At 46.2% G+C, this 18,690-nt stretch carries 16 protein-coding genes; 10 read left to right on the plus strand and 6 right to left on the minus strand.

What is annotated here, in order from left to right; translation table 11 throughout:
* From AB4185_RS09540 to AB4185_RS09550, 3 genes are all read left to right on the plus strand, one after another.
* The gene (locus AB4185_RS09540) at positions 1–939 is read left to right on the plus strand and encodes an ABC transporter permease (RefSeq protein ID WP_017060135.1); all 939 of its coding nucleotides are present in this window, start codon (positions 1–3) and stop codon (positions 937–939) included.
* Between the two features lie 187 nt (positions 940–1,126).
* Positions 1,127–2,089 carry an SPOR domain-containing protein gene (locus AB4185_RS09545; RefSeq protein ID WP_372135380.1) on the plus strand — a complete coding sequence of 321 codons (963 nt, stop codon included), beginning with the start codon at positions 1,127–1,129 and terminating at the stop codon, positions 2,087–2,089.
* A gap of 198 nt (positions 2,090–2,287) precedes the next feature.
* Positions 2,288–3,529, plus strand: coding sequence for an NADH:ubiquinone reductase (Na(+)-transporting) subunit B (locus AB4185_RS09550; RefSeq protein ID WP_372104130.1), 1,242 nt, complete (start codon positions 2,288–2,290; stop codon positions 3,527–3,529).
* Between the two features lie 92 nt (positions 3,530–3,621).
* On the opposite strand, the gene AB4185_RS09555 is transcribed toward AB4185_RS09550, so the two are convergent.
* The 3 genes from AB4185_RS09555 to AB4185_RS09565 all read right to left on the minus strand — a co-directional run bounded on the left by AB4185_RS09555 (position 3,622) and on the right by AB4185_RS09565 (position 6,387).
* Positions 3,622–3,873: a DUF6482 family protein gene (locus tag AB4185_RS09555; RefSeq protein WP_102332574.1), complete on the minus strand. Its 252-nt coding sequence runs from the start codon at positions 3,871–3,873 to the stop codon at positions 3,622–3,624.
* A gap of 130 nt (positions 3,874–4,003) precedes the next feature.
* Complete coding sequence (gorA, locus tag AB4185_RS09560) at positions 4,004–5,359, minus strand: glutathione-disulfide reductase (protein WP_372135381.1); 1,356 nt, start codon at positions 5,357–5,359, stop codon at positions 4,004–4,006.
* 188 nt (positions 5,360–5,547) lie between these two features.
* Entirely contained in the window at positions 5,548–6,387 is an 840-nt protein-coding gene (locus AB4185_RS09565) for a 23S rRNA (adenine(2030)-N(6))-methyltransferase RlmJ (RefSeq protein ID WP_017060143.1), read from the minus strand.
* A 279-nt stretch (positions 6,388–6,666) separates the two neighbouring features.
* Between AB4185_RS09565 and prlC the strand changes: the two genes are divergently transcribed.
* Positions 6,667–8,709 carry an oligopeptidase A gene (gene prlC / locus AB4185_RS09570; protein ID WP_017071475.1) on the plus strand — a complete coding sequence of 681 codons (2,043 nt, stop codon included), beginning with the start codon at positions 6,667–6,669 and terminating at the stop codon, positions 8,707–8,709.
* A gap of 91 nt (positions 8,710–8,800) precedes the next feature.
* Here the strand turns inward: prlC and asnC are convergent, their stop codons facing one another.
* Positions 8,801–9,265: a transcriptional regulator AsnC gene (gene asnC / locus AB4185_RS09575; protein WP_008218581.1), complete on the minus strand. Its 465-nt coding sequence runs from the start codon at positions 9,263–9,265 to the stop codon at positions 8,801–8,803.
* 126 nt (positions 9,266–9,391) lie between these two features.
* Between asnC and AB4185_RS09580 the strand changes: the two genes are divergently transcribed.
* The 3 genes from AB4185_RS09580 to AB4185_RS09590 all read left to right on the plus strand — a co-directional run bounded on the left by AB4185_RS09580 (position 9,392) and on the right by AB4185_RS09590 (position 14,138).
* Positions 9,392–12,514, plus strand: coding sequence for an EAL domain-containing protein (locus AB4185_RS09580; RefSeq protein ID WP_372135418.1), 3,123 nt, complete (start codon positions 9,392–9,394; stop codon positions 12,512–12,514).
* A 112-nt stretch (positions 12,515–12,626) separates the two neighbouring features.
* On the plus strand, positions 12,627–13,406 hold the full coding sequence (locus AB4185_RS09585) for a class I SAM-dependent methyltransferase (protein ID WP_017063046.1): 780 nt from the start codon (positions 12,627–12,629) through the stop codon (positions 13,404–13,406).
* A gap of 141 nt (positions 13,407–13,547) precedes the next feature.
* The gene (locus AB4185_RS09590) at positions 13,548–14,138 is read left to right on the plus strand and encodes a hypothetical protein (RefSeq protein ID WP_372135382.1); all 591 of its coding nucleotides are present in this window, start codon (positions 13,548–13,550) and stop codon (positions 14,136–14,138) included.
* A 112-nt stretch (positions 14,139–14,250) separates the two neighbouring features.
* Here the strand turns inward: AB4185_RS09590 and AB4185_RS09595 are convergent, their stop codons facing one another.
* Positions 14,251–15,129 carry a carboxylate/amino acid/amine transporter gene (locus tag AB4185_RS09595; RefSeq protein ID WP_372135383.1) on the minus strand — a complete coding sequence of 293 codons (879 nt, stop codon included), beginning with the start codon at positions 15,127–15,129 and terminating at the stop codon, positions 14,251–14,253.
* Positions 15,130–15,181: 52 nt separating this feature from the next.
* Entirely contained in the window at positions 15,182–15,616 is a 435-nt protein-coding gene (gene uspA, locus AB4185_RS09600) for a universal stress protein UspA (protein ID WP_004735555.1), read from the minus strand.
* A 189-nt stretch (positions 15,617–15,805) separates the two neighbouring features.
* On the opposite strand from uspA, the gene ftnA reads away from it, so the two are divergent.
* From ftnA to AB4185_RS09615, 3 genes are all read left to right on the plus strand, one after another.
* Positions 15,806–16,333, plus strand: a complete 528-nt coding sequence (gene ftnA, locus AB4185_RS09605) for a non-heme ferritin (protein WP_004735556.1) — start codon at positions 15,806–15,808, stop codon at positions 16,331–16,333.
* 68 nt (positions 16,334–16,401) lie between these two features.
* Positions 16,402–16,725 (plus strand): universal stress protein UspB, encoded by a 324-nt coding sequence (gene uspB / locus AB4185_RS09610; protein ID WP_009848060.1) that lies wholly within the window; start codon positions 16,402–16,404, stop codon positions 16,723–16,725.
* A 249-nt stretch (positions 16,726–16,974) separates the two neighbouring features.
* Positions 16,975–18,168 (plus strand): NAD(P)/FAD-dependent oxidoreductase, encoded by a 1,194-nt coding sequence (locus AB4185_RS09615; protein ID WP_372135384.1) that lies wholly within the window; start codon positions 16,975–16,977, stop codon positions 18,166–18,168.
* Positions 18,169–18,690 lie beyond the last annotated feature (522 nt).

The following is an 18,690-nucleotide window of genomic DNA, read 5'->3' on the forward strand; positions in this document are numbered from 1 at the left end:
ATGGAACAAACAACAACAGCTCCATCTCGTTGGGAGCGATTCAAGCAGTCAGACATTCTGTACTACTTCTTACGTGACAAAGTGGCAATGGTGAGCTTCGCTATCTTTGCAGCTTTCCTTGTTATGGCATTAGCGGCACCTATTCTAGCGCCAACAGACCCGTATGACGTGACGTCTATCGACATCATGGATTCTGAGTTGCCACCATCTTGGATGGAAGACGGCGAAGAACGCTTCCTACTGGGTACTGATGAGCAGGGTCGTGACATCTTATCTACGATGCTTTACGGCTCGCGTCTGTCATTGACGATCGGTTTCCTAGCGGTAGGTCTTCAGCTGACTCTCGGTATCATCATTGGCTTGTCTGCAGGTTACTTCGGTGGTCGTATTGATAGCTTCCTGATGCGTTTTGCCGATGTTCAGCTTTCGTTCTCAACCATGATGGTTGCGATCATTGTCTCGGCCATCTTTAAGGCGAGTTTCGGTAGTGACTTCTACGCGCAATATGCGGTTGTTATGCTGGTGGTGATCATCGGTATTGCTGAATGGCCGCAGTATGCTCGTACGATTCGTGCATCGGTATTGGCAGAGAAGAAGAAAGAGTACGTAGAAGCGGCACGTGTGATGGGCTTTAGAGCGCCTCGCATCATGTTCCGCCATATTCTGCCTAACTGTTTATCACCGATTTTGGTTATCTCTACGGTACAGGTGGCAAATGCCATCATGTCAGAAGCGGCACTTTCTTTCCTAGGTTTAGGTCTTCCGGTAGACCAACCATCACTCGGTGCCCTGATCAGTACTGGTTTTAACTACATTTTCTCAGGAGCATGGTGGATCACAGCATTCCCAGGTGTGCTTTTGGTAACATTGGTTCTCGTTATTAACCTATTAGGCGACTGGTTACGTGACGTGTTTAACCCGAAAATTTATAAAGGGTGATAGCCCGGTTTGATTTTTAGTAAAAAAAGTCACTAAATTAAGAGCCGTAAGCAATTACGGCTCTTTTTTTGCTTAATGGATCTGGAACTTAGTATTATTGACAGTGTCAATAATAGTTAAAATGGAATTCATGTTTTATCGACATAGATTCGGTAATAATTAGCCCGCAAGGGTTTAAGTGGTGGTTATGAAATTGACAATGAATGCTGTATGTCGTGCTGTGACGAGAAATTATCGTATGGGACTTATCGCTGCATCTCTTTTGGTATCGAGCCAAGTGAATGCAGAGTCGGTTCTATGTGATGCAACTCAGGCAAGCACCAACCAATTACCACAGCTAGAGCAATCATGTCCGATCGGTAAGGGCGTGTGGGGCAGTAAAGCACCAAAACGTCATTCAGATAACGAACTGTTTTGGGTTCAATGTGGCCTGCTGAACAAGCCTTTGTCACTGAGCCGAGCAAAGCCTCTGTATGAGAAGATCTCGACCAACGTTTGGATGAAGCCGGAAGGCGGAGACTACCGTTGCTTAATCGGACCTTATTCTACCTTCTCTGATGCGAGAAAAGACCTAGCTCAGGTGCGTAAGGTTTCTGGTTACGGTGAAGCCTTTATTCGTATGGTCGATAAGTCGAAAACCTCATCACAGCCTATTGTGGCAAAACCAGCAGAGCCAAAAGCGGTGACGCACAAGGCTCCTGCAAAAGTAGAAGCTAAGCCTGCACCGAAACCTGTGGCTACTAAGCAAGTGGCGGCGGTAGCGAGCGCTGCAGCAATTCAGACGCTACCAAGCGGTAACGCGAGTTCAGACAATGATCTAGAGATCGAGATTCGCGTGAAAGCAGACATTGCGGGTAGCCAATATGCTATTCCTTACCTTCTAGATCATCAACAACAGTTCTACATGGAGCAAGGTAAGCCTTGGAGCCGCCTAGATTACGATAGCGCTGAATTGGTGTGTAATCAGGTCAACATGAAGCTGATGAGTGAGAAGCAATGGCAGAGCATCTTGAGCTCAAAGGTTATGGAAAAACAGAACTGGCCAATGCATCTCCCTTATTGGGGCGCAGATAAGAAAGGTATGTTTACCAACGGTAACGTCAACCAGTTGAAAGGTTCTTCATTGCTTAATGTGATGTGCGTTAAGTAACGACGACCGTTACCAAACCAAATAAGCCTCAGCCATTGCTGGGGCTTTGTTGTTTATACGCCTCTCTTTTTCGACATCGGTTCGACTTTTAGACACTCGTTCTTCAAGACGAATTTGATTAAAAATCGTTAAAAATTGTTCAAATAGCGCGGCTGATGCGTAGAAAACCATAACTCAAGCAATAAGGTGATTGAGATTATGAGTTTAAAAAAACGATTAGAAGACGTGGCTCCACGCTTTGAAGCCGGTGGTAAGTACGAAAAGCTCTACCCAGTGTATGAAGCTTTCGCGACAATATTCTATACACCCGGAAACGTAAACCGCGGCATAACCCATGTTCGTGACAGCATTGACCTAAAGCGCATTATGATTTTGGTGTGGTTGGCGACCTTCCCGGCAATGTTCTGGGGAATGTATAACGTCGGACACCAAAGCGTTCTCGCACTCACATCCAGTTATCAATTAAATGAACTTGCCTCGGTTATCGAGAGTAGCTGGCGTCTGTCGTGGGCATTTGGTGATGCGCAGTCATTGATGGCAAGTGGCTGGGCAAGTCAGATGTTGCTTGGTGCACTCTATTTCCTACCCGTTTATGCCACGGTGTTTGTAGTAGGTGGCGTCTGGGAGGTACTGTTTGCTGTCGTTCGTAAGCACGAAGTTAATGAAGGTTTTTTTGTTAGCTCTGTGCTGTTTGCACTCATCCTCCCGCCAACCATCCCGCTTTGGCAAGCCGCGTTAGGTATCACCTTTGGTATTGTTGTCGCCAAAGAGTTATTCGGCGGCACAGGGCGAAATTTCCTTAACCCAGCCCTTGCAGGACGCGCGTTCCTTTACTTTGCCTATCCCGCCAACATGTCCGGTGGGTTGGTATGGGTTGCTGCTGACGGCTATTCAGGCGCGACCCCACTGAGCCAATGGTATGAGGGGGGCAGCCCGTCACTCATCAATAATATGACTGGCGAGGCGATCACCTGGATGGATGCCTTTATCGGTAATATTCCAGGTTCGATGGGTGAGGTGTCGTCACTGCTTATCATGCTGACGGGGTTGATTTTGATTGTGATGAAGATAGCGTCTTGGCGCATTGTCGCCGGTGTGATTGTTGGGCTTGTGGCGACCTCGAGTTTACTGAACTGGATAGGGTCGGATACTAACTCGATGTTTTCGATGCCGTTTTACTGGCACTTTGTGTTGGGTGGTGTTGCCTTTGGTACCTTCTTCATGGCAACAGACCCTGTATCTGCCGCGTTTACCAATCAGAGTAAATGGGCCTATGGGATTTTGATCGGCGTGATGACGGTCGGTATTCGAGTGCTTAATCCAGCCTACCCAGAGGGCATTATGCTGGCTATCTTGTTCGCCAACCTGTTCGCTCCGCTATTCGACTTTGTAGTGAAAGAGCAGAACATTAAACGAAGACTTAAACGGACATCGCGCTAATCTAGGTGATTAAAAGTGAAAGTGACTCCCATAAGAAAGGCTTGCATTGATGCAAGCCTTTCAATTTTTATCGCGATTGATTTGAGGTTGATTTAACTCCACTTCAAATCAATCTCGAAAGGCTGTGTGCTACCACAATGCTCACCGCACATCTCGTCGTAGGCGCTGTTATGAACCAGCATTGCTGATGCTACGCCTTGGTCACTAAAATGATCGCGTGCTTGGTTTACACTCAAAAACTTCATAGGATGCTGGTGGTCATCTTTAATTAATTGCTTTTGCTCGCCAACGATTTGGTAAGCCAAGTAAATCCCGCCTTCAAATGATTCGATTAGTAGATTCATCACAAACTCCATTGCTGATCTAGATAGGTGGATATTTGTGTTACGTCGAATCGAGAACCAAGGTTCAAAGCGGGCATAAAAAAAGCAGGCACAAGGCCTGCTTCTAAAGAGAGCTCAACTAAGACGTTGATTATCTCATCGTTACGAACTCTTCGCTGCCCGTTGGGTGAATCGCCACAACAGAGTCGAAGTCTGCTTTGGTTGCGCCCATCTTCATTGCAACGCCGAAGCCTTGAATCATCTCATCAACCGTGAAACCGATGCCGTGTAGGCCAACGACAGTCTCTTCTTCGCCAGCACATACTAGCTTCATCTTACAAGGTTGACGGTGCTTGGTTACTGCTGTGTACATCGCAGTGAAGCCAGATGTGTAAACCTTGATGTTGTCTTTGCCGTACTTCTCTTCAGCTTCTTGAGTCGTTAGACCAATCGTGCCGATAGGTGGGTGGCTGAATACAACAGTAGGAACTAGGTTGTAGTCCATTTTCGCGTTAGTTTGACCGTTGAATAGACGCTCAGAAAGCTGACGACCTGCTTTAACCGCTACAGGAGTTAGCTCGATACCGCCTTCCATGATGTCGCCAACACAGTAGATGCCAGGAACGTTAGTCGCTTGGAACTCGTCTACCTTGATGTAGCCACGATCGTTCGTCTCAACGCCAGTTGATGCTAGGTTGATAGCGTCAGTTGCTGGATGGCGACCGATAGCCCAGATTAGGTGGTCAACGTTTTGAGTGTTGCCGTTCTCTAGGTGTAGAGTCAGTGTGCCATCCGCTTCTTTCACTACTTCTTTTGGAACAGAGTGTGTATGAAGTGTTGGGCCTTCCGCTTCCATTACTTCAACCAATGTCTCGATGATCATTGGGTCGAAGCTACGTAGTGGAGATTCTTTACGGCAGAACAGGTGTGTTTCTGTGCCAAGTGCGCTTAGTACGCCTGCGATCTCAACAGCAATGTAGCCCGCGCCGATAACAGCAACACGTTTAGGTTGCTCCATTAGGTCGAAGAAACCGTTTGAATCGATGCCGTATTCTGCGCCAGGGATGTTTGGAATGGTTGGACGACCACCTACCGCGATCAGGATGTGATCTGCTGTGTAGTGTTCACCGTTCACTTCAACTGTCTTTTCATCAACGAACTTAGCAAAGCCTTTGATTACGTTTACTTTGTTGTTACCTAGTACGCGGTCGTAAGATTGGTGGATACGACCAATGTACGCTTGGCGGTTTTCAATCAGCTTGCTCCAGTTAAAGCTTTTTACGTCAACGTCGAAGCCGTAATCTTCAGAGTATAGGTTGATCGCTTCAGCAACTTGAGCGCCGTGCCACATTACCTTTTTAGGAACACAACCAACGTTTACACAAGTACCACCAAGGTCTTGAGCTTCGATAAGTGCAACCTTTGCACCGTGCATAGCTGCGCGGTTTGCTGATGCGATGCCGCCTGAACCGCCGCCGATACAGATGTAATCAAAATGAGTCGCCATTACTTTCTCCATTTATTGAAGGCTGTGGGTACAGTGAGCGCACTGAACACCTACGTCCTATAGATTCTTAAATTGTATAATTATTATATTGAGGGCAGATCGGTTGAACTCAATCTCCCTGTTTAAAATTTATTCGTGTACGTCACAATCTGCTTAATATTTGTCAGAGCATGACGTTAAGTTCGAGATTACTCGGGTACGATCCACTCTACTTTGAAGTGACCGGTCGCCGGCGCAATTGCTTCCTTCAAGAATGGAAGAATCTCTTTCATTTGGCTTTCTAGCTTCCAAGGCGGGTTAATCACGATCATGCCTGATGCCGTCATGCCACGCTCGTTGGTGTCTGGTGATACGCCAAGTTCGATTTGTAGAATCTTGTTGATGCCTAAGCCTTCGAGACCTTCGATCATATCTTCGATATCACAGCGATTTACTACCGGGTACCAAATTGCGTAGATACCGGTTGCCCAGCGCTTGTGGCTTTGAGCGATTGCAGTCACGACATCACGGTACTCTTTTGCCAGCTCGTAAGGCGGGTCGATCAGTACTAAACCACGACGTTCTTTTGGTGGCAGGCTGCCCTTTAAGCGCTTAAAACCATCTTCTTTGTAGATAGATACCTGACGATCACGGTGGAACTCTTGCTCAAGCAGCGGGTGATCGGCTGGGTGAAGCTCAGTCAGTACCATGCGGTCTTGGTCACGCAGGTGTGCACGTGCAACACGTGGAGAACCCGGGTAGTAACGCAGTTTCTCGCCATTATTGAGAATGGAAATAGACTCAAGGTAGCTTTGAATGTCTTCAGGAAGGTCTGTTTGCTCCCACACACGAGCAATACCTTGCTTGTATTCACCGGTTTTTTCAGACCATTCATGCGTTAAGTCGTAACGACCTACACCAGAGTGAGTGTCATGATAAACAAAAGGCTTATCCTTTTGTTTCAAAGAATTAAGAATAAGGCTCTGTACGATATGCTTTACTACGTCGGCATGGTTACCTGCGTGGAAGCTGTGGCGATAACTTAACAAATTAAACTCTCGTAACACTCTCGAATTAGAGTGTGGTTAGTGTAGGTGGGGTTAATCAGACTATTATAACCCTCAATGGACCATAAATTCTCGAACAATTCAGGGACAGTCGTCAGCTATCTGCAGTTAGTTATTGGTTCTACTATTGAAATTTGCCTTTATGGGCACTATTTAATAACTATTCGCAGGTGATTTTTTAGGGCGAACTTTAGCCTGATGACTGTAAGACGACCTCATTACAAAAAAGACGAAAGTCTCTAAAGCCAAAGGAATGTTTATATGTCTAATCCGCTATTAACCTTCACGGACTTACCTCCGTTTTCACAGATCAAGCCAGAGCACGTAAAGCCTGCAGTTGAGCAAGTGATTGAAGCGTGTCGCAACAAGATAGAACAAGTACTTGAAGGTAATACTTCACCAAGCTGGGACAACCTAGTTGCTCCAATTGAAGAAGTGGATGATCGTTTAGGTCGCATTTGGTCACCTGTAAGCCATATGAACTCTGTCGTGAACAGTGACGAACTGCGTGAAGCGTATGAGAGCTGCTTACCTGTGCTATCTGAATACGGCACTTGGGTTGGCCAACACAAAGGCTTGTTCGAAGCGTATAAAGCGATCAAGGCGAGTGAAGCATTCTCTGCACTGAACCGAGCTCAACAAAAAACTATTACCGACGCACTGCGCGACTTTGAATTGTCGGGCATTGGCTTACCTGCAGATGAACAGCATCGTTACGGCGAGATCAGCAAGCGCCAGTCTGAGTTAGGCTCTCAATTCTCAAATAACGTGCTTGATGCAACCATGGGTTGGAGCAAGCAGATCACAGACGTAGCTGAGCTGGCAGGTATGCCTGAATCAGCACTGGCGGCAGCTCAAGCGGCGGCTGAGTCTAAAGAGCAAGAAGGCTACCTACTGACTTTAGATATCCCATCATACCTACCTGTGATGACCTACTGTGATAACCAAGAACTGCGTAAAGAGCTTTATGAAGCGTACGTAACGCGCGCTTCAGATCGCGGTCCAAACGCAGGTAAGTGGGACAACACTGAGATCATCACCGAGCAACTTAAGCTGCGCCACGAGATCGCGCGCATGCTTGGTTTCAGTACTTACAGCGAAAAATCACTGTCGACTAAGATGGCAGAAACGCCAGACCAAGTGCTTGGCTTCCTAAACGACCTAGCAGTAAAAGCCAAACCACAAGGTGAGCGAGAAGTTGAAGAGCTACGCCAGTTTGCTGAGAAAGAATTTGGTGTCTCTGAGCTAAACCTGTGGGACATCGCTTACTACAGTGAGAAACAAAAACAGAAACTGTTCGAGATCTCTGATGAAGAGCTTCGTCCTTACTTCCCAGAATCTAATGTGGTTTCAGGTCTGTTTGAGGTACTGAACCGCGTGTTTGGTATGTCGGTAACAGAGCGTCAAGGCGTAGACACTTGGCATGAGTCAGTGCGTTTCTTTGATATCTTTGATGCGACTGGAACACTGCGTGGTAGCTTCTACCTAGATCTATACGCACGTGAACACAAACGTGGTGGCGCTTGGATGGATGACTGTCGTGGTCGTCGCATTACCGAATCTGGCGAGCTACAGACCCCGGTTGCTTACCTAACGTGTAACTTCAATAAGCCAGTTGGTGATAAGCCAGCACTGTTTACTCACGATGAAGTGGTGACCTTGTTCCACGAATTCGGTCACGGTATCCACCACATGCTGACGCAAGTAGAAGCGGGCGCAGTTGCGGGTATCAATGGCGTGCCTTGGGATGCGGTTGAATTACCAAGTCAGTTCCTAGAAAACTGGTGTTGGGAAGAAGAAGCGCTGTCGTTCATCTCTGGTCACTTCGAAACGGGTGAAGCGCTACCAAAAGAGATGCTAGAGAAGATGCTAGCGGCGAAGAACTTCCAATCTGCGATGTTTATCCTGCGTCAGCTAGAGCTTGGTTTGTTCGATTTCACGCTACACACAGAATACGACCCTGAAGTGGGTGCTCGCGTACTAGAAACGCTAGCGGATGTTAAGTCTAAGGTGTCGGTACTGCCAAGCCTAGATTGGAACCGTTTCTCACACAGCTTTGGTCATATCTTTGCTGGTGGTTACAGCGCGGGCTACTACAGCTACCTGTGGGCAGAAGTGCTATCGGCAGATGCGTTCTCAGCATTTGAAGAAGAGGGTATCTTCAACACTGAAACGGGTAATCGCTTCCTGAACAACATCCTTGAAATGGGTGGCAGTGAAGAGCCAATGGAGCTGTTCAAACGCTTCCGTGGTCGTGAGCCACAAATCGACGCAATGCTGCGCCACGCGGGAATCAACGCATAATCACGGTAACTATCTAGTTTATTGCGAAAAGAGCCTCTAGTTAGAGGCTCTTTTTTTGTCTGTGCGTTATGCCAAGCAAGGCGAATCAATGTTATGGATTCACATTGCGGTTGATAGGGTTCTGCAATGAAATCAGTGTCTCTGTCGACTGAACTTCATCGATCGCTTGCAGCTTATCGATCAATACAAACTGCAGCTCTTCTATCGACTTACACATCAGCTTTACAAAGATATTGTAAGCACCAGTGGTGTAGTACGCCTCAACCACTTCGTCTAAGGCATTCAGCTTAGCGATCGCCGAGTGGTAATCTTTGGCAGCATTAAGGTTGATGCCAATAAAGCAACACACGTCGTAACCCAGTTTTTTGGTGTTTACCACAACTTCCGTTCGCTCGATAATGTCTGCCGATCTCATCTTTTCGATGCGAACGTGAATCGTCGCAGGGCTGACATCGAACTGCTTTGCCATTTCAGCGTAAGGAGTTCGTGCATCTTCCATCAAGGTTTTGAGAATGGCACGGTCTAGATCATCTAGACGAGCTGTGGTTGTGGACATGCATAATCCTTAGGTTGAATGAAAAACATACCGGCTTGAGTACACATCATAGCCAAGGGTGATAATATTAGCAGTAACTATAGGGTTAGGGTGAATTCAGTGCGATTTTCGTTATTTTTTATTGTGATGTGTTGGAGTGTTTTTGCTTCAGCTCAGGCAAAAGATGTGTTGGTTATTCACTCTTATCATCAAGGCTTTTTCTGGACAGATGATTTCCATAAAGGACTATCTGATGAGCTCGATCGCGATGGGTTATCTTACCGGGTTGTTTATCTCGATACCAAGCGAACTCAAAACGCTGAATACTTAGAGCGAATTTATCAGCTATACCGCACTAAGCTGTCGCATGAAGAGTTTGCCGCTGTAGTCGTCAGTGATAATAACGCCCTCAATCTGATGAAACGCTTAGCGCCCGAACTCAATGGCACGCCCGTTATTTTTGGTGGCATCAACAATTTTTCTCCGCAAATGATTGAAGGCTTGCACGCAACCGGTATCACTGAAGATATTGATATGGCGAGCAATATTGAGCTGATCAATCGACTTCAATCGACGGTTAAAAAAGTTTACGTGGTTACCGATCACTCGGTAACGGGTGAAGCTATTCGCGCTCAAGTGGATTTATTTCTACAAAAACGCCCTGAGTTTTCTGGGATGGTGGAGCAATATACGCCTGATTCTTATCAAGAACTGATGACGTTCGCGCAACGCGCTGATCTAACTAAAAGCTTGTTGTTCTGGGCCTACTACCGCGACATCAATGGTCGGGTCAGCAGCAAAGAAGACTGGCGTCAGCTCAACAAAAAAACTCAGATGCCATTGTATATTGTGCATGATTTAGGACTTGGGTTTGGTGCGATTGGTGGCGTGATCCACAGTGGAGAAACGCAAGGTCGAGACACGGGGCGCGTGCTGTTGAGCGTGCTGAACAATCCTAAGGCTCCATTGCCATTGGTGGTTGCTGGCGCGCCAGAAATCAAACTCGATTACCAACAGATCTCACGTTGGGATTTGGGTGCAGAGAATGAAGCCTCAGTAACCTTCCTTAATAAGCCGAAGTCATTCTTAATGCGCTATCGCGATGAAATTCGCACCATCGGTTTAATGTTCTTGAGCATGTCGTGTGTTATCGCGGTGTTGGTGTATTACCTTAACCGTCTGAAGAAGAGCGAACGTGCAAGTCGCCAAAGCCAACGACTGTTGGAGTCGATATTTGATCAGAGCCTGCAATTTATGGGCATCATTGATAAGGGTGGCGTGCTGCTGTCGAGTAACAGCAAGTTACATGAGCTGCTTTATAATCAAGGCTATAAACTGGGAACGCCGCTGCAACAACACCAACATTGGGAAAGTTCTGCGCGAGAAGTGCTAGCCGAATATTTCATCGCAAAAAGTGAGCACCCAGCCTTACGATTTGAAGCCGAGGTGTGGTGTCGAGATCGCGGTGCGATGGTGTTGGATATTTCATTGAAGCCGATGCCGGGCAGTGAAGACGAAGACATTCAGTTTCTCTTTGAGGCGCGCGACGTGACCTCACGTAAGCTTGCTGAGAATAAGCTGTTCCAACGTGAAGCAAACTTGAAGCTGTATTACGACAAACAGCCGGTGATGATGATTACGCTCGATGGCAATAATCGCATTCAACAAGTGAACCAGTTTGCCGAAGAGCTTTTGGGATACCCTCTCGATCAGTTGTTGGGCCATCGCCCTAGAGAATTCTATGTTGATGAGAACGCGATGATTCCTCGTCATATCTTGCTGCAACCTCAGCATAAGATTCGTGGTGTGTGGCGTCGTGATATCGAATATCGCCATGCCGACGGCAGCAAGAGCTGGATTCGTGAAAATATCCGCCCGTTGGTGGAGTCTGATCTGCTGTTGATTGTGGGTGAAGACATCACCGAAACGCACGAGCTTTCTGAAAAGCTAGAGTATCAGGCTCGCTATGACCTACTGACTGACACCTTTAACCGCAACCACTTTGAGCAAGAGCTGCAAAAGGCGCTGAAAGAGGTTGAGAGCCACATGCGAACTCACGCAATGTTGTTCCTAGATTTGGATCAGCTGAAAGTGCTGAACGATACCGCAGGACATGAAGCGGGTGATGCTGCGATCTTGTTTAGCGCCAAACTGCTAGAAGACGTACTGCCTTACAATGCGGTGTTAGCGCGAATGGGTGGTGATGAGTTTGCTGTGCTGATGAAAGACTGTACTGAACGAGATGCGGTGAATGTGTGTCGCAGTATTATCTCGATGATGAGTGAGAATCCATTCTTGTGGGATGATATTCGACTCAACCTGACGTGCTCTATCGGTATTCGATTGATCGACCATACAGCAGCTTCACCACAGATGGTGCACGCTCAGGCGGATGCAGCTTGTCATGCCGCTAAAGAAGAAGGTCGCAATCGCTATCATCTTTACCATCAAGATGATGAAGACCTGCGTCGTCGCCATCTTGAGATGGAGTGCGTTAACCTAGTGCATGAGGCCTTGGCTAACGATCGCTTAGAGTTGTTTGCGCAGCGAATTCTTGGCCTAGATGAAGACAGCGATAAAATGCACTTTGAAATCTTGGTCCGCATCAAGAACATCCAAGGGGAATACATCTCCCCGGGGATCTTCATGCCAGCCTCAGAGCGTTATAACATCGCGCATTTGATTGACCGCCAAGTCGTCAGTCAAACCTTGGGTTGGTTGGAGCAACGCCCTAAGGTTATTGAGGAACTGGGGATGTGTTCAATCAATCTTTCCGGTCACTCGATGGGTAACCGTGAGTTTGTCGAATTTTTGATAGATAGCCTGAGCGATTCATCGATACCGTGTCATAAGATTTGTTTAGAGATCACCGAAACAGCGGCCATGAGTAACATGAAGCAGGCGATCAAGTTCTTCACTCGAATCAAAGAGCTTGGCTGCATGATTGCATTGGATGATTTTGGCTCAGGGCTATCGTCATTTGGCTATCTGAAAAAGCTGCCTGTCGATATTGTGAAGATCGATGGCTTGTTTGTACGTGATATTGATGTGAATGAGATGGACCATGTGATGGTTCGCTCGATCAATGATCTTGCCAAGCAGATGGGCAAGCACACCGTGGCTGAGTTCGTTGAAAATACCCAGATTATCGACAAGCTTATCGAACTGGGTGTGAACTACGCGCAGGGCTACATCATAGGGCGACCTAAGCCACTCGCAGAGCTTGTTGAAGAGTTAAGACAAGAGCGAGAGACAGAGCCATTGGTTTAGGTAAGCCGACTTTAGCTGGGAATACTTTTCACCGCTAATATGTATTGTTGAGGCAATCAGGTAAACTGGTTGCCTCTTTTGTTTTGAATACTACTGTCTGTTGGAGACGACCTTGCAACTACAACTGATTTGCGAAGATGCTACCCAAATCGATCATTTGAATGACTTAGCGACCCGCTGGAACTTATCTCATGATGAAAGCAGCGATTTTGCTTTGGTACTGACTAGTGAGCGACTTGAGCTACGTAAAGTCGATGAGCCCAAGCTTGGCGCTATCTTTGTTGATTTAGTGGGAGGCGCAGTTGGTCACCGACGTAAGTTTGGCGGTGGTAAAGGTCAGGCGATTGCCAAAGCAGCTGGTTTAAACAAAGGCGCAACGCCAACTATTCTTGATGGTACTGCAGGCTTAGGGCGCGATGCGTTTGTGTTGGCTTCTCTAGGTTGTAAGGTGCAAATGGTCGAGCGTCACCCCGTTGTGGCCGCACTGCTTGATGATGGCTTGCAGCGAGCGCAACAAGACCCAGATATCGGTGGTTGGGTAACTGAACGCATGAAGTTGATTCACGCATCCAGTCACGATGCTTTAGACAAGCTCAGTAACGATCCTGACTTTGAACAACCTGATGTGGTGTACCTCGACCCTATGTACCCACACCCAGAGAACAAAAAGAAATCGGCTCTGGTCAAAAAAGAGATGCGCGTATTCCAATCTTTGGTGGGTGCCGATCTGGATGCTGATGGCCTATTTGAGCCAGCGATGAAGTTGGCATCGAAGCGAGTTGTGGTTAAAAGACCGGATTACGCAGCTTGGTTAGACGAGCAAAAACCGAGCATGGCGATCGAAACCAAAAAGAACCGTTTTGACGTCTATGTGAAAGCATCAATGACTTAATTGAAGCATCAATAACTTAGATACACGCTAAGAAAATTTCCCGTCATAAATACGATAAATTGCCATTTAACACTTGCGATAGTCGCGTTACAGATGTATATCTAACTAAGAATCATTATTATTCTTAGCTGGAGTTGAAGCATGGCTAAACGCTTTTGTAAGTTAAACCGTCGAGATATCACCGAACACTTGGGCGAGATCCACAGCTTGGTGACTGAGCCTAAGTTCTTGTGTCGTTCTTGCGCGCGTTCTTCGGCGGATCAAGCGAATCTATGCAAACCCACCGCAATTCCACCTCTTGGTTGTCAAAACAAACCCGTTGAAGAGAAAGTCGCATGCGGCCTGCTAGCGGAAACATTACCTGCACCAGAACTGTCGCTTGCGGAAATCAACGAGGCAATTGAACCGAGCGTACAAATGTTCGATCCAGCCGCCGCTGATATGGCCCCTGAGCTTGCCAAAAAAGAAGCCGCACAGAAAAAAGCCAAGCTGAAAAAACTGATGGCGAAGGCGAGCGGTGATGAGAAAGCTGAACTCAAACAAGCGAAGAAAGCGGCTAAGAAACAAGAGAAGTACAATAAGAAACTGGCGAAGATGATTAAGAAGCAGCAAAAGCTGTTTAAGAAAAGTCAGAAGCTGGAAAGTGAATTGGAACGAATCAACCTACAACTTGATGATGTTGCCTTCACTGAAACCAAGACTCAGGTAGTGAGCCACAATCAAATCCACTGAAGTTGATTTGAATGGTTTATTGCTACAGCGATGATTTAAAAAGAGCGACCTTAGGTCGCTCTTTTGCTTTTTGGGGTTATCCGAGCTGACTCATGTAGCTCGTTCAAATCAGCTAAGCGTTGCTTGCGGATCTTGCTACGCGCTTCTTCACCCACGTCTCATTGACGAATAAAGAGAATAAGATAACGGCGCCACCAATAGACAAGCGAACCAAATCGACATCTCTGTTCCAAATCAGGATATTCACCACCAGACCAGCAGGAACCAAGGCATTGTTCATCACTGCCAGCGCGCCAGCATTCACCATGCACGCGCCTTTATTCCACATAAAGTAACCCAGCCCCGACGCAATCAAGCCAAGGTAGATCAGGATTCCCCATTGAAGTGTGGTGGTGGGCAGTTTCTCTGGGTTGCCTAGTAGCATGAAAGCAACGGAAGCGACGCATAGCGCCCCTAAGTAGAAGTAACCAAATACGGTTCGCTGAGGCAACTCGGTCGATTCCTTCTCCATCACCACCTTGTAGCCCACCTGACCAATAGCAAAGCACAGGTTCGCGCCTTGCACGACGAGGAAGCCGACTAAAAAGTTTTCGTTAATACCTGCGAACTTAATGAATACCGCGCCCAATACCGCAATTGCCGCTGTCACTAGGTACCACGGAGAGAATTGCCCTTTGAGAAAGTCATAAATAAGCGTGACGTAAATTGGCGTGAAAACGGTAAACAAAAGGACTTCAGGAACGGATAGCAGTAAGAAAGACTGATAGTAGAAGCAGTACATTAAGCCAAGCTGGATGCCACCAATGGCCATCAATTTGGCGATCAGCTTACGCGAGACGCCACGGAACTTAAGGAAAGGAAGAAACACGATACCGGCAAGGGCAACACGCATCAGTACAGAGAACCAAGAATCAACCTGACCAGCAAGGTAAACGCCGATCAGGCTAAAGGAGAAGGCCCATAGGAGGGTAACACCAGCTAAATAGCTCATAGTAAAACTTCGTTAATAAGATATGAGCCGTATGTTACCTAACCTTAATTCATTAGTCTTCTGAATCTCTTAGAGGCACGACCAGCATATCAACCGGAGAGGCGTTGATCAGTTGTCGTGTTGAAGAAAGTAGCTTGCTCCAGAAATCTTGATGGTGACCACAAACCACTAAATCAACATTAAACTCGTTGATGGTGTCACACAGCTCATGACTCAAATCGCCACTGCCCACTAAGGTATGGGTGATTGGGTATTGAGCATGCTCAGCAAAATTTTGCAGCTGAACTCGAGATGCTTCCATCGCGTTATGTTGGGTTTCTGCCATGTTGATATCAATCAGGCCGGTATACAGCTCCGCGTAGTTAATATCGATATGGATAAAAGAGACTTTGGCTTCCAATGGCTTAGCCAATGCTACCGCTTTATCCACAATTAATTTGCTGTCTTCTGATAAATCGACCGCGACCAAAATATGTTTGTAACTCATATCGCTACCTCCTTTATTCATTGTCTGATTTAAGATTAGCACTATGCGATGGCTTTTTTTGCTGAAGTGATCTCATATCCACTGTCTTGCGTAATGACAGCTCGAAATATTGGTTAACTAATGGCCTGCGAGATATTCATTAAATAGTGATATAGTAGAGAAAATTGAGGATGTAATTAGGAGTCTTAAATGCTGTCAAAAACTATGGTTGAGCAACTGAATGATCAAATTAACCTAGAATTTTTCTCATCCAATCTATACTTACAAATGAGTGCTTGGTGTGAAGACAAAGGATTTGAAGGTGCAGCAGAGTTTCTGCGTGTTCATGCAGTAGAAGAAATGGAACATATGCAGCGTCTTTTCACTTACGTAAGTGAAACAGGTGCAATGCCAATTCTAGGTGCGATTGAAGCGCCAAAACATGAATTTGATAGCCTTGGTGCTGTGTTCCGTGAAACTTATGAACATGAGCAAATGATTACTCAAAAGATCAACAAACTGGCTCACGTTGCTTTCAGCACACAAGACTACTCAACCTTTAACTTCCTGCAATGGTACGTTGCAGAGCAACACGAAGAAGAGAAGTTGTTTAAAGGTGTATTGGATAAGCTAGAACTTGTTGGTGAAGACGGTAAAGCACTGTTCTTTATTGATAAAGACCTAGCGCAATTGGCAAAAGATGGTTCATCTTCAATTATGGAAGCTCCTGCCGTTTAGGTAGTACGAGAAAGACACTGATTATCTTTTTCTTTTGAGTTTTCTTATGAAGATGTAGGGAGGAAAGGATGATCAGCGGCGACACTATTCTATTTGCACTAATGGTTGTGACTTGCGTGAACTGGGCGCGTTATTTTACTGCGCTAAGAACGCTCATTTATATTATGCGAGAAGCGCATCCTCTACTTTATCAACAAGTAGACGGAGGCGGTTTTTTCACAACCCATGGCAATATGACCAAACAGGTTCGCCTGTTCAGTTACATCAAAAGTAAAGAATATCACCATCATCATGACGAAGTTTTTACTTCGAAGTGCGATCGTGTAAGACAGTTATTCATACTCTCTTCCGCTCTGCTAGGTGTAACCTTGCTCTCTTCTTTCATCGTCTAAGTTTTTAGTACGTGTGAAGTAGAGTTTAGGTTTTGGTGTGAAGCTTTGGTTGTTGGTTCGCTAAGCCAAGTAGTGGTTTTGCTGCTGTCTGCAAATTGTACAATTGAACATCAATTGCAAAGTTTAAAATTGCCGCTAGAATAGCGAGCAATTAGTAAGGATGTGCTGTTTATGCACATCCTTTTTTATTGATGGCATTTCGAGAACAGGGCGTACTCGAGGTGCAAAAGTGAAGAAAGCAGAACCCCAATGAGTGAAAAGTTTGATGTAATCGTAATTGGTGCGGGCGCCGCGGGCTTAATGTGTGCTGCGGAAGCGGGTAAACGTGGCCGACGAGTGCTGGTGGTTGATCATGCAAAGAAACCAGGCAGAAAAATTTTAATCTCAGGTGGCGGCCGTTGTAACTTCACTAACTATGATGTTTCAGCCAACAACTTCCTATGTAACAACCCTCACTTCGTGAAGTCAGCCTTATCTCAATACACCAACTGGGATTTTATCTCGATGGTGAGCAAGTACGGTATTGAGTTCGAAGAGCGAGACCACGGCCAATTGTTCTGTGTGAATGACCACACTGCAAAAGACATCGTGAGCATGTTGCTTGAAGAGTGTAAGCAAGCGAAAGTTGAACAGCGCTACCGTTGTGATGTTCACTCCATCGAAAAAACAGACGCTGGCTTTAAGATGCACCTTAATACCGACGAAGTTGAGTGTGACTCACTTGTCGTGGCGACGGGCGGTTTATCGATGCCGAAACTAGGCGCGACGCCATTTGGCTATAAGATTGCCGAGCAGTTTGGTTTGTCTGTGATGCCGACTACTGCGGGTTTGGTGCCATTTACTCTGCATAAAGAAGATAAAGAAGCTTTCGCAGAGCTTTCTGGTATCGCAATTCCTGCCGAGATCACCGCGCTAGACGGAACCTTGTTCAAAGAAGCGTTGCTGTTTACCCACCGCGGCCTATCGGGTCCTTCGGTACTGCAAATCTCTTCTTTCTGGAAGGCGGGTCAGTCGGTTTCGATTAATCTAGTACCAGAAGTCGATGTAGCTGAACTGCTGGCTAACTCTCGCGAGAAGCACCCAAATCAGAGCCTGAAAAACACCTTGGCGAAAGCACTGCCGAAGCGTTTTGTTGAAGTGTTGATTGACCGCAAAGAGCTGGAAGACAAGCCGCTCAAGCAGTTCAATGAAAAACAGCTGAATGACATTGTAGAGCATTTAGAGAACTGGAAAATCGCGCCAAACGGCACCGAAGGTTACCGTACTGCCGAAGTAACTCTAGGTGGCGTGGACACCAATCACCTATCTTCAAAAACCATGGAATGTCAGACGGTTTCTGGCCTCTACTTCATCGGTGAAGTAATGGACGTAACAGGTTGGTTAGGAGGATATAACTTCCAATGGTGCTGGAGCTCTGGCTTTGCAGCAGGCCAGTGGGTTTAAGAGTGACAGACAACAGGTTTGTCTCTTAATAGTGACAGCCACTAATTATCCCTCGAGAGTAGCTATTTTGCATTCTTACATTTAGTTTCTTTGGTGACTAAATTTCAACTTTCAAACCAAAACTCAATTTGTAATCGTCTTTATTGGGCTCTGAGTTGTTAGAGCCTAGTTTGGATAACATATATGCTTCACGGTTAATTTAACTTTCAAATCTAAACCCGCAATAATTTCCTATCTAACGCTAAACTGTTAACGCACCTCACATCTCATGGAACACTGAACAACCATAAGCATCAGTAAAGTCCAACTCCTTAGTCACTTCGCACTCTAAATTGGAAGGGCACAGAACGGTTGTAAAACTTTCTGCTTGATATGATTTTTAATGAGAAGCCACACACATTGTAGCAACCCATGACGCTGAACTGACTCTATCGCTTTGTGTGAATCTTATATTGTGAGTCTTCTTATTGATGTTTCGTAATCGATAACTTTGTGCAAAGAAAATACTTAAGGTGGTGTCAG

The organism is Vibrio sp. 10N.286.48.F5 (assembly GCF_041469785.1).
Classification (GTDB): Bacteria; Pseudomonadota; Gammaproteobacteria; order Enterobacterales; family Vibrionaceae; genus Vibrio; species Vibrio crassostreae_C.

Coding starts and splice junctions, on each gene's coding strand:
- AB4185_RS09590 (WP_372135382.1), top strand. CDS start 13,548: ATGGCTAAACGCTTTTGTAAGTTAAACCGTCGAGATATCACCGAACAC.
- AB4185_RS09550 (WP_372104130.1), top strand. CDS start 2,288: ATGAGTTTAAAAAAACGATTAGAAGACGTGGCTCCACGCTTTGAAGCC.
- uspA (WP_004735555.1), bottom strand. CDS start 15,616: ATGAGTTACAAACATATTTTGGTCGCGGTCGATTTATCAGAAGACAGC.
- prlC (WP_017071475.1), top strand. CDS start 6,667: ATGTCTAATCCGCTATTAACCTTCACGGACTTACCTCCGTTTTCACAG.
- AB4185_RS09595 (WP_372135383.1), bottom strand. CDS start 15,129: ATGAGCTATTTAGCTGGTGTTACCCTCCTATGGGCCTTCTCCTTTAGC.
- AB4185_RS09580 (WP_372135418.1), top strand. CDS start 9,392: ATGTGTTGGAGTGTTTTTGCTTCAGCTCAGGCAAAAGATGTGTTGGTT.
- AB4185_RS09545 (WP_372135380.1), top strand. CDS start 1,127: ATGAAATTGACAATGAATGCTGTATGTCGTGCTGTGACGAGAAATTAT.
- AB4185_RS09615 (WP_372135384.1), top strand. CDS start 16,975: ATGAGTGAAAAGTTTGATGTAATCGTAATTGGTGCGGGCGCCGCGGGC.
- gorA (WP_372135381.1), bottom strand. CDS start 5,359: ATGGCGACTCATTTTGATTACATCTGTATCGGCGGCGGTTCAGGCGGC.
- AB4185_RS09555 (WP_102332574.1), bottom strand. CDS start 3,873: ATGAATCTACTAATCGAATCATTTGAAGGCGGGATTTACTTGGCTTAC.
- asnC (WP_008218581.1), bottom strand. CDS start 9,265: ATGTCCACAACCACAGCTCGTCTAGATGATCTAGACCGTGCCATTCTC.
- AB4185_RS09540 (WP_017060135.1), top strand. CDS start 1: ATGGAACAAACAACAACAGCTCCATCTCGTTGGGAGCGATTCAAGCAG.
- ftnA (WP_004735556.1), top strand. CDS start 15,806: ATGCTGTCAAAAACTATGGTTGAGCAACTGAATGATCAAATTAACCTA.
- uspB (WP_009848060.1), top strand. CDS start 16,402: ATGATCAGCGGCGACACTATTCTATTTGCACTAATGGTTGTGACTTGC.